The sequence below is a fragment of the Salinifilum ghardaiensis genome, assembly GCF_054491345.1.
The window spans coordinates 3,782,146-3,796,320 of the sequence record NZ_CM137101.1 but is presented as its reverse complement, the minus strand read 5'-3'; the positions used below and the strand labels follow the sequence as shown (position 1 = coordinate 3,796,320).

The 14,175-nt window shown below is 73.3% G+C and carries 10 protein-coding genes; 6 read left to right on the top strand and 4 right to left on the bottom strand.

The genetic code is table 11. The features are described 5' to 3' along the window. The 4 genes from trpB (at nucleotide 1) to ACVGV0_RS17270 (ending at nucleotide 3,567) form a co-directional block, all read left to right on the top strand. Entirely contained in the window at nucleotides 1–1,257 is a 1,257-nt protein-coding gene (trpB, locus tag ACVGV0_RS17285; RefSeq protein WP_459156727.1) for a tryptophan synthase subunit beta, read from the top strand. Nucleotides 1,258–1,268: 11 nt separating this feature from the next. Next, nucleotides 1,269–2,066 (top strand): tryptophan synthase subunit alpha, encoded by a 798-nt coding sequence (gene trpA, locus ACVGV0_RS17280; RefSeq protein ID WP_459160043.1) that lies wholly within the window; start codon nucleotides 1,269–1,271, stop codon nucleotides 2,064–2,066. A gap of 217 nt (nucleotides 2,067–2,283) precedes the next feature. Then, nucleotides 2,284–3,333, top strand: coding sequence for a prolipoprotein diacylglyceryl transferase (lgt, locus tag ACVGV0_RS17275; RefSeq protein WP_459156726.1), 1,050 nt, complete (start codon nucleotides 2,284–2,286; stop codon nucleotides 3,331–3,333). 48 nt (nucleotides 3,334–3,381) lie between these two features. Next, nucleotides 3,382–3,567, top strand: coding sequence for a hypothetical protein (locus tag ACVGV0_RS17270; RefSeq protein WP_459156725.1), 186 nt, complete (start codon nucleotides 3,382–3,384; stop codon nucleotides 3,565–3,567). 63 nt (nucleotides 3,568–3,630) lie between these two features. Here the strand turns inward: ACVGV0_RS17270 and ACVGV0_RS17265 are convergent, their stop codons facing one another. The 3 genes from ACVGV0_RS17265 to ACVGV0_RS17255 all read right to left on the bottom strand — a co-directional run bounded on the left by ACVGV0_RS17265 (nucleotide 3,631) and on the right by ACVGV0_RS17255 (nucleotide 6,651). After that, on the bottom strand, nucleotides 3,631–4,446 hold the full coding sequence (locus ACVGV0_RS17265) for an ABC transporter ATP-binding protein (RefSeq protein ID WP_459156724.1): 816 nt from the start codon (nucleotides 4,444–4,446) through the stop codon (nucleotides 3,631–3,633). Continuing rightward, nucleotides 4,443–5,438: a FecCD family ABC transporter permease gene (locus ACVGV0_RS17260; RefSeq protein WP_459160042.1), complete on the bottom strand. Its 996-nt coding sequence runs from the start codon at nucleotides 5,436–5,438 to the stop codon at nucleotides 4,443–4,445. Before ACVGV0_RS17260 ends, ACVGV0_RS17265 begins: the two co-directional genes overlap by 4 nt. A 172-nt stretch (nucleotides 5,439–5,610) precedes the next feature. Then, complete coding sequence (locus ACVGV0_RS17255) at nucleotides 5,611–6,651, bottom strand: ABC transporter substrate-binding protein (protein WP_459156723.1); 1,041 nt, start codon at nucleotides 6,649–6,651, stop codon at nucleotides 5,611–5,613. Nucleotides 6,652–7,257: 606 nt separating this feature from the next. Between ACVGV0_RS17255 and gltB the strand changes: the two genes are divergently transcribed. Next, a complete protein-coding gene (gltB, locus tag ACVGV0_RS17250) occupies nucleotides 7,258–11,820 on the top strand; it encodes a glutamate synthase large subunit (protein WP_459156722.1) in 4,563 nt (1,520 codons plus the stop codon). Further along, nucleotides 11,813–13,315: a glutamate synthase subunit beta gene (locus ACVGV0_RS17245; RefSeq protein WP_459156721.1), complete on the top strand. Its 1,503-nt coding sequence runs from the start codon at nucleotides 11,813–11,815 to the stop codon at nucleotides 13,313–13,315. The genes gltB and ACVGV0_RS17245 overlap by 8 nt, the downstream gene beginning before the upstream one ends. Before the next feature lie 33 nt (nucleotides 13,316–13,348). Here ACVGV0_RS17245 and ACVGV0_RS17240 read toward each other — a convergent pair whose 3' ends face one another. After that, complete coding sequence (locus ACVGV0_RS17240; RefSeq protein ID WP_459156720.1) at nucleotides 13,349–14,137, bottom strand: IclR family transcriptional regulator; 789 nt, start codon at nucleotides 14,135–14,137, stop codon at nucleotides 13,349–13,351. Between the last annotated feature and the right edge of the window lie 38 nt (nucleotides 14,138–14,175).

The following is a 14,175-nucleotide window of genomic DNA, read 5'->3' as shown; positions in this document are numbered from 1 at the left end:
ATGAGCGGCGCGGACATCGGCCGTACGCACCAGCCGGGCAAGCCGGTCCCCGAAGGTCACGACCCCGATGCGGCCGGGCACTTCGGCGAGTACGGCGGCCGGTTCCTCCCCGAGGCGCTGATCGCCGCGCAGGACGAGCTGGCCGAGGAGTACGCCAAGGCGCAGCGGGACCCGGAGTTCCTGGCCGAGCTCGACCGGCTGCTCCGCGAGTACGCGGGCCGCCCCTCGCTGCTGACCGAGGCGAGCCGGTTCGGTGAGCACGCGGGCGCGCGGGTGCTGCTCAAGCGCGAGGACCTCAACCACACCGGATCGCACAAGATCAACAACGTGCTCGGGCAGGCGCTGCTCGTCCGGCGGATGGGCAAGCGCCGCGTCATCGCCGAGACCGGCGCGGGCCAGCACGGCGTGGCCACGGCCACCGCCTGCGCCCTGCTCGGGCTGGACTGCGTGATCTACATGGGCGCGGTCGACACCCGCAGGCAGGCGCTGAACGTGGCCCGCATGCGGCTGCTCGGCGCCGAGGTCGTCCCGGTCGAGAACGGCTCGGCCACGCTCAAGGACGCGATCAACGAGGCGCTGCGCGACTGGGTCGCCAACGTCGACTCCACGCACTACCTGCTGGGCACCGCCGCCGGCGGGCACCCGTTCCCGCTCATGGTGCGCAACCTCCACCGGGTCATCGGCGAAGAGGCCCGGGCCCAGAGCCTCGAACGGCTCGGCCGGCTGCCGGATGCGGTCGCCGCCTGCGTCGGCGGCGGGTCGAACGCCATCGGCATCTTCCACGGCTTCCTCGACGACCCGGACGTGCGCCTGGTCGGCTGCGAACCCGCCGGGCACGGAATCGACAGCGGGGAGCACGGCGCCACCCTCAGCGAGGGCAGCGCCGGCACGCTGCACGGCGCGCGGTCCTACCTGCTGCAGGACGACGACGGGCAGGTCACCGAGGCGTACTCGATCTCGGCCGGGCTCGACTACCCGGGCGTGGGGCCGGAGCACTCGTACCTGAAGGACAGCGGTCGCGCCGAGTACCGCCCGGTCACCGACGACGAGGCCATGCACGCGTTCCAGCTGCTGTGCCGGACCGAGGGCATCATCCCCGCCATCGAGTCGGCGCACGCGCTCGCCGGCGCCCTGCGGATCGGCCCGGATCTCGGGCCGGACGGGGTCGTGCTGGTGAACCTCTCCGGACGCGGCGACAAGGACATGGACACCGCCGCCCGCTACTTCGGGCTGGTCGACGGGGAGGAGACGGCGTGAGCCTGCACGCGATGTTCCACGAGTGCCGCGAGCAGCGGCGGGCCGCGCTCATCGGCTACCTGCCCGCCGGTTTCCCCACGACCGCCGAGTCGAAGCGGCTGCTGGCCGCGATGGTCGAGGGCGGCTGCGACCTCGTCGAGGTGGGCCTCCCGTTCTCCGACCCGGTCATGGACGGGCCCACGATCCAGGCGGCCACCACGACGGCGCTGCGCGCCGGTTTCCGCACCGCGGACGCGTTCGACGTCGTCTCCGCGGTGTCGTCCGCGGGCGGACGCGCGGTCACGATGACCTACTTCAACCCGGTGCACCGCTACGGCCAGGACGCCTTCGCCCGCGACCTCGCCGCCGCCGGCGGGCTCGGAGCGATCACCCCGGACCTCGTCCCGGACGAGGGCGAGGAGTGGATCACCGCCACCGACGCGCACGGCGTGGACCGGATCTTCCTCGTCGCTCCGTCCTCCACCGAGCAGCGGCTGGCGCTGACCACCAAGGCCACCACCGGCTTCGTCTACGCCACCTCGGTCATGGGCGTGACCGGCGCCCGCGACAGCGTCGGCGCCGCGGCCTCCGGACTCGTCACCCGCACCCGGGCGCACACGGACCTGCCGGTGTGCGTGGGACTGGGCGTGCGGTCGGCGGAGCAGGCGGCGGAGGTGGCCGGCTTCGCCGACGGAGTCATCGTCGGTTCGGCGTTCGTCGACCGGGTCCGCGCTGCCGGCTCCACCGAGGAGGCGGTGCAGCGCGTGCGCGAGCTGGCCGCCGAGCTCGCCGGGGGCGTGGCGCGCGGCCGCGAGGTCGTGCGCGGCTGATCGCCCGTTCGAGCCGCCGCGGTGGGAGCTCGCGGTGGCGCAGCACCGGCGCGGCAGCGGTCCCCGAGCCGGGCTCGGGGGGCGGCGGTGCAGTGCACCGCCCGTTGGCGCACCCGCGCCGACCCGCTTCCGGAGCGCTCCGCGCGGAGCCCGGCCGCTGATCACCGACTGCGGCCCCGGACCCGTGCGGGCGGTCCGGGGCGATACGGTGTGCCTCGTGAGTGCCCCGGTTGTCGCCTCGGCGAACGCGCATCTGGCCACCATCCCCAGCCCGGATCGGGGGGTCTGGTACGTACCGATACCCGGACTGGACGTGTCGGTCCCGATCCGCGCGTACGCGCTGTGCATCGTCGCGGGCATCATCGTCGCCGTCTGGTGGGGAAGCCGGCGCTGGGTGGCGCGCGGCGGCCGTCCGGGCACGGTCCTCGACGTGGCGGTGTGGGCCGTTCCGTTCGGCCTCGTCGGCGGACGGCTGTACCACGTGGCCACGGACTACGACAAGTACTTCGGGCCGGGGCAGAACCCGCTCGACATCCTCAAGGTGTGGCAGGGCGGCCTCGGCATCTGGGGCGCGGTCGCGCTCGGCGCGCTCGGCGCGTGGCTCGGCTGCCGCAGCCGGCGCATCCCGCTGCCCGCCTTCGCCGACGCGGTGGCCCCGGGCGTCGTCCTCGCCCAGGGCATCGGCCGGCTCGGCAACTGGTTCAACCAGGAGCTCTACGGCGCGTCCACGGACGTGCCGTGGGGGCTGGAGATCTACCGCCGCATCGACCCCTCGACGGGGCTGGCCGACCCGATCGGCGGGGTGGCGTTGGACCACACCCCGATCGCCGTGGTGCACCCCACGTTCCTGTACGAGCTCGTGTGGAACGTGCTCGTCTGCGTGGCCGTCGTGGTGGCCGACCGCGCGCTCCGCATGGGCCGCGGCCGGGTGTTCGCGCTCTACGTCGCGGGCTACACCTTCGGCCGGTTCTTCATCGAGATGATGCGCACCGACGAGGCCACGCACGTCCTCGGCGTGCGCATCAACGTGTTCACCTCGGCCATCGTGTTCCTGCTCGCCGTCGCCTACCTCCTCCTCGTCCGTGGCCGGCGGGAGGACCCGTCCGAGCTGCGCGGACTGCCGGCGCCGGGCGAGGAGGACGAGCAGGACCTCGCCACCGCGCGCAACGGCGACGCGGCGGAAGGATCCGCCGGGGGGTCCGAGCAGGAGCGCGGCGGCTCCGCCGAGGACGAGCGGCCCTCCGGAGGGGGCGGCGGCGGTTCCTAGCAGGGTTCGAGGGCGACAGGGTTCGAGGGCGACGGAGTCCCGGCGCCCGTGACGAACCGCGCGCGTCCCGGGTGGCTGCACCATGTTCGGCTCTCCTCCGGGGGGTGTGTCATGACCGAGCAGGTGCGCGCCCTCGCCCGCGACACGTTCCGCCGCCGGGCCGCCGAGCTGGACCCGGACGACGAGGAGATGGCGGAGATCCGCTCCGCGCTGGCGCGCATGCTGCACATGTGACCGAGGAACCCGGTTGGTGCCGCGGTGCTGCGCGCGGCCGGCCCGGCCTGCTCCGCGGCGGGCTCACCCCTCCGAAGGCAGGGGGCTCTCCGACCGAGCGGACTCGTCCGGGCGCACGGGCGCGACCACGGGCGCTCCCTGCGGGGTGTGCAGCACGGTCACGCGCGCCGCGTAGCGCTCGCCGAGCGTCTCGGCGGTGAGCACCTCCCCGGGCGCGCCCGCGGCGGCCACACCGCCCTCGTGCAGGAACAGCACCCGCTCGGCGTACTGGGCGGCCAGGGTGAGGTCGTGCAGGGTGGACACGACCGTCGTGCCCAGTTCGCGCCGCAGCTCGTCGACGAGGTCCAGCAGCCCCTGCGCGTGCCCCACGTCCAGGCCGGTGGTGGGTTCGTCGAGCAGCAGCACCCCGGCTCGTTGGGCCAGGGCGCGCGCCAGCACGGTCCGCTGCCGCTCGCCGCCGGACAGCGTGGACAGCCACCGGTCGGCCAGTCGTGTCAGGTCGAGCCTGTGGAGGAGCTCACGCACCAGCTCGAGGTCCGCGGGCCCCTCGCGGCCGAGCGGTCCCAGGTGGGGGGTCCGGCCGAGCAGCACGTAGTCGGTGACGGTCAGCCCGATCGGCAGCTGCGGGATCTGCGGGGCGTAGCCGAGCACGCGGGCGCGCTGCCGGCGGGACAGCGCGTCCACCGAGCGCCCGTCCACCGCGACCTCGCCGCCGTGGCGCACCAGCCCGGCGATCGCCTTCAGCAGGGTCGACTTGCCGGAGCCGTTCGGTCCGATGACGCCGAGCCAGCCGCCCGCGGGCACTTCGGCGGACACGCCGGACAGCACCGGCGTGCTGCGGTACCCGGCGGTGAGGTCGGTGACGCGCAGCTCGCTCAAGAGCCCCTCCGGTGCAGCAGCACGGCGAAGAACGGGGCGCCGGTGAACGCGGTGATGACGCCGATCGGGATTTCCGCCGGGGCCAGCAGGGTGCGCGCCAGCATGTCCGCGCACACCAGGAAGATCCCGCCGATCAGCAGCGACAGCGGCACGATGATGCGGAAGCTGCCGCCCGCGGCCAGCCGCACCAGGTGCGGCACGACGAGCCCCACGAAGCCGATCAGCCCTGCCACCGACACAGCCGCGGCCGTGGCCAGCGATGCCGCCCCCAGCACGAGCAGGCGCACCCGCCCGGGGCGCACGCCGAGGGCAGCGGCCTCCTCGTCCCCGGTGCCCAGCAGGTCCAGCAGCCGGGCGCTGGGCAGCAGCACGGCCGCGGCCACAGCCAGGTACGGCAGCACGATGAGCACCTCGCTCCAGCCGGTGGTGCTCAGCCGGCCCAGGATCCACAGGTAGACGGCGTCGAGCGATTCCAGGTTGAGCTGCTGGGTGAAGCTCTGCACCGCGGTGAGGAACGCGCCCACGGCCACCCCGGCGAGCACGAGCGTGCCCGTGTCCCGGCCGGCCGAGCGGCCCACCAGCCAGGTCAGGCCGACACCGGCGAGCGCGCCGGCGAAGGCGACCAGCTGCACGAGACCGGAGGAACCCGCGGCGGGAGCGGTGGTCAGCACGACCGTCACCGCCAACCCGGCACCCGAAGCGGCCCCGAGCAGGTACGGGTCGGCCAGCGGGTTGCGGAACACGCCCTGGAACGCGGCGCCGGACACGGCCAGCGCGGCGCCGACGAGGACCCCGAGCACCACGCGCGGGGCCCGCAGCTCCCACAGGATGGCGGCTTCGCGCTCGGACAGCGGGGAGACGCCGCCGGTGAGCTGCGCGCCGATCTCGGCGAGAACGCGGTCGGCGCCGAGCTCGGCGGCACCGAGCACGAGCGAGGCGAGCACGCTCACCGCCAGGGCGGCGAGCGCGATCACCAGGTGACGCGGGCGCAGCCGCGAGCGCCGGGCTGCAGGGGCCTGCGGGGCGGTCGTGCTCGCGCCGTGGCGGGAACGCGCACCGTGCGCGCTCACTCCGCTCGTGCTCGCCCTGCGTGTGGACACGGCGACCACGGTGCCCGCGCCGCGGGCGGCGCCGCCCACCGGGGGGTGCGCCGGGTCGCCTGGCTCACGGGGAGCCGTTCCCGCCCTGGCCCGGCTCCTCGCCGGATCGCTGCTCCTCGCTGGGCTGCTGCGTCCCGCTGGCGTTCCCGCTGCCGGGGCTCCGCGTGGTGCTCGGCCCCTGCGCCTCGGTCACGGCCTTGCCGATGCTGCGGACCAGGTCGACCACCCTCGGCCCCCACCGCGAGGCGACGTCCTCGTCGAGTTCGACGACGTTGTCCCGCCGCACGGCTGTGAGCGTGTTCCAGCCCGGTCGGTTGCGGACGCCTTCGGCCGTGGCCGGGGTGGACTTCGTGTCGGCCAGGAAGACCAGGTCCGGGTCGGCCTGCACCACGCGCTCCTCGGACAACTGCGGGAACTTCCCGGACCCCTCGGCGATGTTGCGCAGCCCGAAGCGCTCGTAGATGCTGCCGACGAAGCTCTCCGGCCCCGCGGTGTAGCCGTCGGGGCTGACCTCGTGGTAGAAGCTCAGCTGCCGGTCGGGTTTCGGCGTCTCCTCGACGATGCGGTCGATCTCGGTGCGCATCTGCTGCGTGAGCTGTTCGGCCCGCTGCCCGTGCCCGGTGGCACGCCCGAGCACCTCGATCTGCTGGAACGCCTCGTCGAGGTCGTTGGCGGAGGGGGTGAGCAGCACCGGGACGTCGGCCGCGCGCAACCCCTCGGCCAGGTCCTGCGCGCTGTCCGGGGCGATCACCAGGTCCGGGTCGTGCCCGGCCACGGCGGCCGCGTCGGTGGTGAGCGCGGACATCTCCGTGCGCGGAGCCCGCTGCGGGTGGTTCGAGTGCTCGTCCGCGGCCACGACCTCGCTGCCCGCACCGATCTCGTACAGCGTCTCGGTCGCGGTCGGCGACAACGAGACGATGCGCTTCGGCTGCTGCGGCAGGGTCACGGGGTCCTGGCCGGGCAGCTCCACGCGGACCGGGAACGCGGACGCCGGATCGTGCGCCGGGGGCTGCGGGTCCGAGTGCGGCCGGCTGGCACAGGCGCCGACTCCGAACAGCAGCGTCAGGGCGAAGAGCAGTGCGAACAGACGGCGGAACCGGGTCATCTCATTCCTCGGATCGGTTGCGATCGTGGCCACCCGGATGCGGGCCGGCCGGGGCGGCCTCTTGCGCACCCGTGACAACGAGTGTCTGAGCTGGAAAGATATCAGGAGACGATCGGTCAGTCGCGTCCGCTGGTGACGCGCGGGAAGGTGTGCGGGTCCCGCGGGGCGCGGGACGAGTAGCAACCCGTCCGAGTGAAACCGCGTCGCAGCTCCGCCGACGCCCCGCCGGTGGCTCCCGCGGGGACGCCACCGGTGGCGGGATTCCCGACGACAGGTGCGGCGACCGGGATCCGCCGTCAGGGCTCAACGCCGACGGGATCAGCCGGGACGGTCGGTCCGCGGAGCAGGCGGTCAACGGGGACGGTCGGTCAACGGGGACGCTGTCAACAAGAGGTGAGTATCACTTCTCCGTGAGTGCTCGAGAGTGGTGCGGGCTGCTAAAGTTTCGAAACGCTCTCGGTTTTCGCCGGGGGAAATCAGCCGGGTATTTCTTCTTCGGCAGCTTCTGCCTGCCGAATCACGTGTTCTCGCGGGCCAGTGCCGTCCCGTGTGCTGTCCATTGACTGGAAGCTCCCAGCACGCGCTCGTCACAGGGAGGTCTGCGCAGTGGTCTTCTCCGCCTTCCCACCAGCCCGAGGGCTGTACGACCCCTCCGCGGAACGCGATTCCTGCGGTGTCGCCGTGGTCGCCGACGTCCGGGGCCGTCGTTCGCGCGGCATCGTCTCCGATGCGCTGACCGCGCTGGAGAACCTCGAACACCGCGGGGCCGCCGGGGCGGAGCCGACGAGCGGGGACGGTGCCGGAATTCTCGTGCAACTGCCCGACGAGCTGCTGCGGGCGGAGAGCCCGGTGGCGCTGCCGCAGCCTGATCCCGCCGGGCAGCACCGGTACGCGACGGGCCTGGCCTTCCTGCCCGCCGCCGCCGACGAGCGCGCCCGGGCGGTCGAGCTGGTGGAGGACCTCGCCGCTGAGGAGGGCCTGCGGCTGCTCGGGTGGCGCGAGGTCCCCACCACCCCGGACCTCGCCGGTGTCGGTGAGACCGCGCGCCGCTGCATGCCGCACTTCGCCATGCCGCTGCTGACCGGTCCGGACGGGCAGGCGGGCCGCGAACTCGACGCCCGCGCGTTCGCGCTGCGCAAGCGCGCCGAGCACGAGGCGGAACGGCTCGGTCTCGAGCTGTACTTCTCCTCCCTGTCCAGCCGCACGGTCGTGTACAAGGGCATGCTCACCACCGGGCAGCTCCCGCACTTCTTCGGCGACCTCACCGACGAGCGCACCGCCAGCGCCATCGCGATCGTGCACAGCCGGTTCTCCACGAACACCTTCCCGTCGTGGCCGCTGGCCCACCCGTTCCGCTACGTCGCGCACAACGGGGAGATCAACACGATCCGCGGCAACCGCAACCGCATGCGCGCCCGGGAAGCGCTGCTGCGGTCGGACGCGATCCCGGGCGAGCTCTCCCGGCTGTTCCCCATCTGCACCGAGGAGGGCTCGGACTCGGCCTCGTTCGACGAGGTGCTGGAGCTGCTGCACCTCGGGGGGCGCAGCCTGCCGCACGCGGTGCTGATGATGATCCCGGAGGCGTGGGAGAACCACGACGAGATGGATCCGAAGCGCCGCGCCTTCTACGAGTTCCACGCCAGCCTGATGGAGCCGTGGGACGGTCCGGCGTGCGTCGCGTTCACCGACGGCGCGCAGGTCGGGGCCGTGCTCGACCGCAACGGCCTGCGGCCCGGGCGCTGGTGGCGCACCCGCGAGGACCGAGTGGTGCTGGCCAGCGAGAGCGGCGTGCTCGACGTCGAACCGTCCGACGTGGTCGCCAAGGGGCGCCTGCAGCCGGGGCGGATGTTCCTCGTGGACACCGAGCGCGGCCGCATCGTCGACGACGACGAGATCAAGTCGGAGCTGGCCGAGCAGCACCAGTACGCGGACTGGCTGCACGCGGGGCTGCTGCGCCTCGAGGAGCTGCCGGACCGGGAGCACGTGGTGCACAGCCGCGCCTCGGTGCGGCGGCGCCAGCAGGCCTTCGGCTACACCCAGGAGGAGCTGGACCTGCTGCTCACGCCGATGGCGCAGGACGGTGGCGAGGCCCTCGGCTCGATGGGCTCGGACACGCCGCCCGCGGCGCTGTCGCAGCGCCCGCGGATGCTCTACGACTACTTCGTCCAGCAGTTCGCGCAGGTCACGAACCCGCCGCTGGACGCTATCCGCGAGGAGGTCGTCACCTCCATGTCGCGGGTCATGGGCGCCGAGCAGAACCTGCTGGACCCGTCCCCGGCGTCGTGCCGGCACATCGCGCTGCCGCAGCCGGTGATCGACAACGACGAGCTGGCCAAGCTCATCCACATCAACGACGACGGCGATCTGCCCGGGTTCGACAGCGCCGTGCTGTCCGGGCTGTACGAGGTCGGCGGTGGCGGCGCCGCGCTGGCCGCGGCGATCGACCGCGTCTGCGCGGAGGCCTCCGCGGCCATCGCCGGCGGGGCCCGCGTGCTGGTGCTGTCCGACCGCGACTCGGACCACCGCAGGGCGCCGATCCCCTCGCTGCTGCTCGTCTCGGCCGTGCACCACCACCTGGTGGGCACCAAGGAGCGGCTGCGCGCGGCCCTGGTCGTCGAGTCCGGTGACGCCCGGGAGGTGCACCACGTCGCGGCGCTGCTGAGCTACGGCGCGGCCGCGGTGAACCCGTACCTGGCGTTCGAGTCGATCGAGGACCTGCTCGCCGATGAGCAGATCACCGGCGTGTCCGCAGAGGTCGCCGTGCGCAACTACATCGGTGCGCTGGTCAAGGGCGTGCGCAAGGTGATGTCCAAGATGGGCATCTCCACCGTCGGCGCCTACACCGCCGCGCAGGTGTTCGAGGCCGTCGGCCTGTCCGAGGACGTCGTGTCGGCCTACTTCGCCGGCACCGCCTCGAAGCTCGGCGGGGTCGACCTGGACACGCTCTCCGAGGAGGTCGCGCAGCGGCACCGGTTGGCCTACCCGCAGAACCCGAACGCGCGCGTGCACCGCGAACTCGAGGCGGGCGGCGAGTACTCCTACCGCCGCGAGGGCGAGCTGCACCTGTTCTCCCCGGAGACCGTGTTCCTGCTGCAGCACTCCACCAAGTCCGGCCGCTACGACGTGTTCCGGCGCTACACCGCCGAGGTGAATCGGCTGTCCGCGGAGGGCGGCACGCTGCGCGGCCTGTTCCGGCTGGCGCCGCAGCGCGAACCCGTCCCGGTCGAGGAGGTCGAACCGGTCTCGGAGATCGTGCAGCGCTTCTCCACCGGTGCGATGAGCTACGGCGCGATCTCCGCGGAGGCGCACGAGACCCTGGCCGTGGCGATGAACCGCATCGGCGGCAAGTCCAACACCGGCGAGGGCGGCGAGGACGCGGACCGGTTCACCCCGGACAGCAACGGCGACTCCCGCCGCTCGGCGATCAAGCAGGTGGCTTCTGGGCGGTTCGGGGTGACCAGCGAGTACCTGGTCAATGCCGATGACCTGCAGATCAAGATGGCGCAGGGGGCCAAGCCGGGCGAGGGCGGTCAGTTGCCGGGGGGCAAGGTCTACCCGTGGATCGCGGGGACGCGGCACTCCACGCCGGGGGTGGGGTTGATCTCGCCGCCGCCGCACCACGACATCTACTCGATCGAGGACCTGGCGCAGCTCGTCCACGACCTGAAGAACGCCAACGACCGCGCGCGGGTGCACGTCAAGCTCGTCAGCGAGTTGGGCGTGGGCACGGTGGCGGCCGGTGTGTCGAAGGCGCACGCGGACGTGGTGCTCGTCTCCGGCCACGACGGCGGCACGGGCGCGGCACCGCTGACCTCGATCAAGCACGCGGGCACGCCGTGGGAGGTCGGTCTGGCCGAGACGCAGCAGACGCTGCTGCTCAACGGTCTGCGCGACCGGATCGCGGTGCAGGCCGACGGCGGGTTCAAGACCGGCTGGGACGTCATCGTCGCCGCGCTGCTCGGCGCCGAGGAGTACGGCTTCGCCACGGCGCCGCTGGTGGTCGAGGGCTGCGTGATGATGCGGGTGTGCCACCTGGACACCTGCCCGGTGGGCGTGGCCACGCAGCAACCGCAGCTGCGCGAGCGCTACGCGGGCCAGGCCGAGCACGTGGTGAACTTCTTCGAGTTCATCGCCCAGGAGGTGCGGGAGTACCTGGCGCAGCTGGGTTTCCGGAGCCTGGACGAGGCGATCGGCCGGGTCTCCGCGCTGCGCACCGACGAGGCGGTGCGGCACTGGAAGACCGCGGGCCTGGACCTCGCCCCGGTGTTCGCCGAGCCGGAGGCGCCCTGCGGAGCGGATCGGCGGAAGACCAGGGAGCAGGACCACGGCCTGGACCAGGCGCTGGACCGCACGCTGATCCAGCTGTCCGAGGCCGCGCTGGAGGACGCGCACCCGGTGCGCCTGCAGCTGCCGGTGCGCAACGTCAACCGCACCGTCGGCACCCTGCTCGGCGCCGAGGTCACGCGCCGCTTCGGCGGCGAGGGCCTGTCCGAGGACACCATCCACATCGGACTGAACGGATCGGCGGGCCAGTCGCTCGGCGCGTTCCTGCCGCGCGGCGTCACGCTGGACCTGCGCGGCGATGCCAACGACTACGTCGGCAAGGGCCTGTCCGGCGGGCGGATCGTCGTCCGGCCGCCGGAGGACGCCGGGTTCGCCGCCGAGCAGCAGGTGATCGCGGGCAACGTGGTCGGCTACGGCGCCACCGGCGGGGAGCTGTTCCTGCGCGGGCAGGTCGGCGAGCGCTTCGCCGTGCGCAACTCGGGTGCGCTGCTGGTGTGCGAGGGCGTCGGCGACCACGCGTTCGAGTACATGACCGGTGGGCGCGCCGTCGTGCTCGGTGGCACCGGGCGCAACACGGCGGCCGGCATGTCCGGCGGCACCGCCTACGTGCTCGACCTGGACCCGATCCGGGCGAACACGGCGATGGTCGACCTGCAGGCCCCGGACGCCGAGGACCTGGAGTGGCTGCGGGAGGTGGTGCGGCGGCACCGCGACATGACCGGCTCCGCGGTGGCGGCCTCCCTGCTCGGGGACTGGAAGCGCCGCTCCACGGCTTTCACGAAGGTGATGCCCCGCGACTACCGGCGGGTCCTGGAGGCGACGCGACTGGCCCGGAACGAGGGCCGGGACGTGAACGAGGCGATCATGGAGGCTTCCCGTGACTGACCCGAAGGGCTTCCTGGAATTCCAGCGCGCCGAGGCTCCCAAGCGCCCCACCGACGAGCGGCTGGGCGACTGGCGCGAGGTGTACGCCGCGCTGTCCACATCGGAACGCGATGAGGCGGTGCGCACCCAGGCCTCGCGCTGCATGGACTGCGGGATCCCGTTCTGCCACTCGGGGTCCGCGGGCTGCCCGCTCGGCAACCTGGTCCCCGAGTGGAACGAGCTGGTCCGCCGTGGACAGTGGTCCGAGGCGGGGGAGCGGTTGCACGCGACGAACAACTTCCCCGAGTTCACCGGGAAGCTGTGCCCCGCGCCGTGCGAGTCCGCCTGCGTGCTCGCCATCTCCCCGGAGGCCGGCGGACCCGTCACCATCAAGCGCGTCGAGGAGACGATCGCCGAGGTCAACTGGGAGAACGGCACCGTCGCCACCCGCGGACCCGAGGACGACACCGGCTTCCGCGTCGCGGTGGTCGGCTCGGGACCGGCGGGGTTGGCCGCGGCGCAGCAGCTCACCCGCGCCGGCCACGAGGTCACCGTGTTCGAGCGGGACGACCGCATCGGTGGCCTGCTGCGCTACGGCATCCCCGAGTTCAAGATGGAGAAGTCCGTCGTGGACCGGCGGTTGGCCCAGATGCGCGCCGAGGGGACGAAGTTCGTCACGAACTGCGAAGTCGGCGTCGACCTGCCGGTGGACCGGCTGCGCGCCGAGCACGACGCGGTCGTGCTCGCCGTCGGCGCGCTGCGCGGACGCGACGACGCGAGCATCCCCGGCCGCGAGCTCGACGGGGTGCACCTGGCGATGGAGCACCTCGTCCCGGCCAACCGGGAGTGCGCCGGTGACGGCGCCGCGCGGATCACCGCCGCGGACAAGCACGTGGTGGTCCTCGGCGGCGGCGACACCGGTGCCGACTGCTACGGCACCGCGCTGCGGCAGGGCGCGCGCGACGTGGTCCAGCTGGACAACTACCCGCAACCGCCGACCGAGCGCGACGACGAGCTCTCGCCGTGGCCCACGTGGCCGCACGTCCTGCGGACCTACCCCGCGCACCAGGAGGGTGGTCAGCGCAGGTTCGCGGTGGCGATCGAGGAGTTCGTCGACGACGGCGAGGGCCGGGTCCGGGCGGTGCGGCTGCGCGAGGTCGAGGTGCGCCGCGACGGGGTCGGCCGGCGGGAGGTCGTGCCGGTCTCGGCGGAGGCCGAGGAGCTGCCGTGCGACCTGGCGCTGCTGGCGATCGGTTTCGAGGGCGTCGAGCGGATGCCGGTGCTGGAGCAGTTCGGCCTGCAGCTGTCGCGCCGCGGCACGCTCGGCGTGGGCGCGGACTGGCAGACCACCGAACCGGGCGTGTTCGCCTGCGGTGACGCGCACCGCGGGGCGTCGCTGGTCGTGTGGGCCATCGCCGAGGGGCGCTCGGTGGCCAGCGCCGTGGACTCGTACCTGACGGGCGCCTCGGAGCTGCCCTCGCCGGTGCACCCCACCGCGCTTCCGCTGGCGGTGTGAGCGGGCGGGCACGTCCCGCCTGCCGCAGCGCGGTCACCGGTGCGGCAGTCCCACCGCGAGCTCGCGGGCGGCCTGCTGCAGCACCGGCAGGTGCGCGTGCAGTTCCGCGGTGGTGCTGCGGAACGAGGGCACGGCGGTGGACAGCGCGGCGGCGGCCACCCCGCTCGCGCCGAGCACGGGCACGCCGATGGCCAGGATGCCCTGCTCGTGCTCCTCGTCGGCGAGGGCGTAGCCGTCCCGCCGGACCGCGTCGATCTCCTCGCGGAACCGCGCGCGGTCGGTGATCGCCTTCGGGCCGAGCTCGGTGAGCTCGAGTTCGGAGAGCAGTTCCCCGCGCACGTCGTCGGGGGAGAACGCGATGAGGCACTTGCCCATGGAGGTGCAGTGCAGCGGCCCGCGCCTGCCGGGCTGGCCGGTGATCTGCACCTGGCCGGCGCCTTCGACGAAGTGCACGTACAGCTGGTGCTGTCCGTCGAGGACGGACAGGAGCGTGGATTCGCCGGTGTGCCTGGTGACGCGCTGCAGCACCGGTTTGGCGACGTCGGCCAGTCCGCGCGCCTGCAGCACCCGCTGGCCCATCTCGAACATGCGCAGTCCGAGCGTCCAGCGGCGCTGCTCGTCGAGCGCGGCGAACCCCTCGCGCGCGATCGTGGTGAGCAACCGGTGGGTGGTGCTGACGGGGTAGCCCGCCTGGCGGGCCAGTTCGGACAGCGTGACTCCGCGCGGCTGTTCGCTGAGCAGCGCGATCAGGCGCAGCGCCTTCGCCGCCATGTCCCCGCGCGGGGGTTCCGGCGGCTCCGGACTCCCGGACGTGCCCGTCAACTGTTCCTCCTCGCCTCGTCGGCCGCCGCGCATCGTAT

What these genes read in the sequence shown, in the direction of transcription:
- trpB (WP_459156727.1), top strand. Translation starts at nt 1, where the DNA reads ATGAGCGGCGCGGACATCGGCCGTACGCACCAGCCGGGCAAGCCGGTC.
- trpA (WP_459160043.1), top strand. Translation starts at nt 1,269, where the DNA reads ATGTTCCACGAGTGCCGCGAGCAGCGGCGGGCCGCGCTCATCGGCTAC.
- ACVGV0_RS17255 (WP_459156723.1), bottom strand. Translation starts at nt 6,651, where the DNA reads ATGACCCGGTTCCGCCGTCTGTTCGCACTGCTCTTCGCCCTGACGCTG.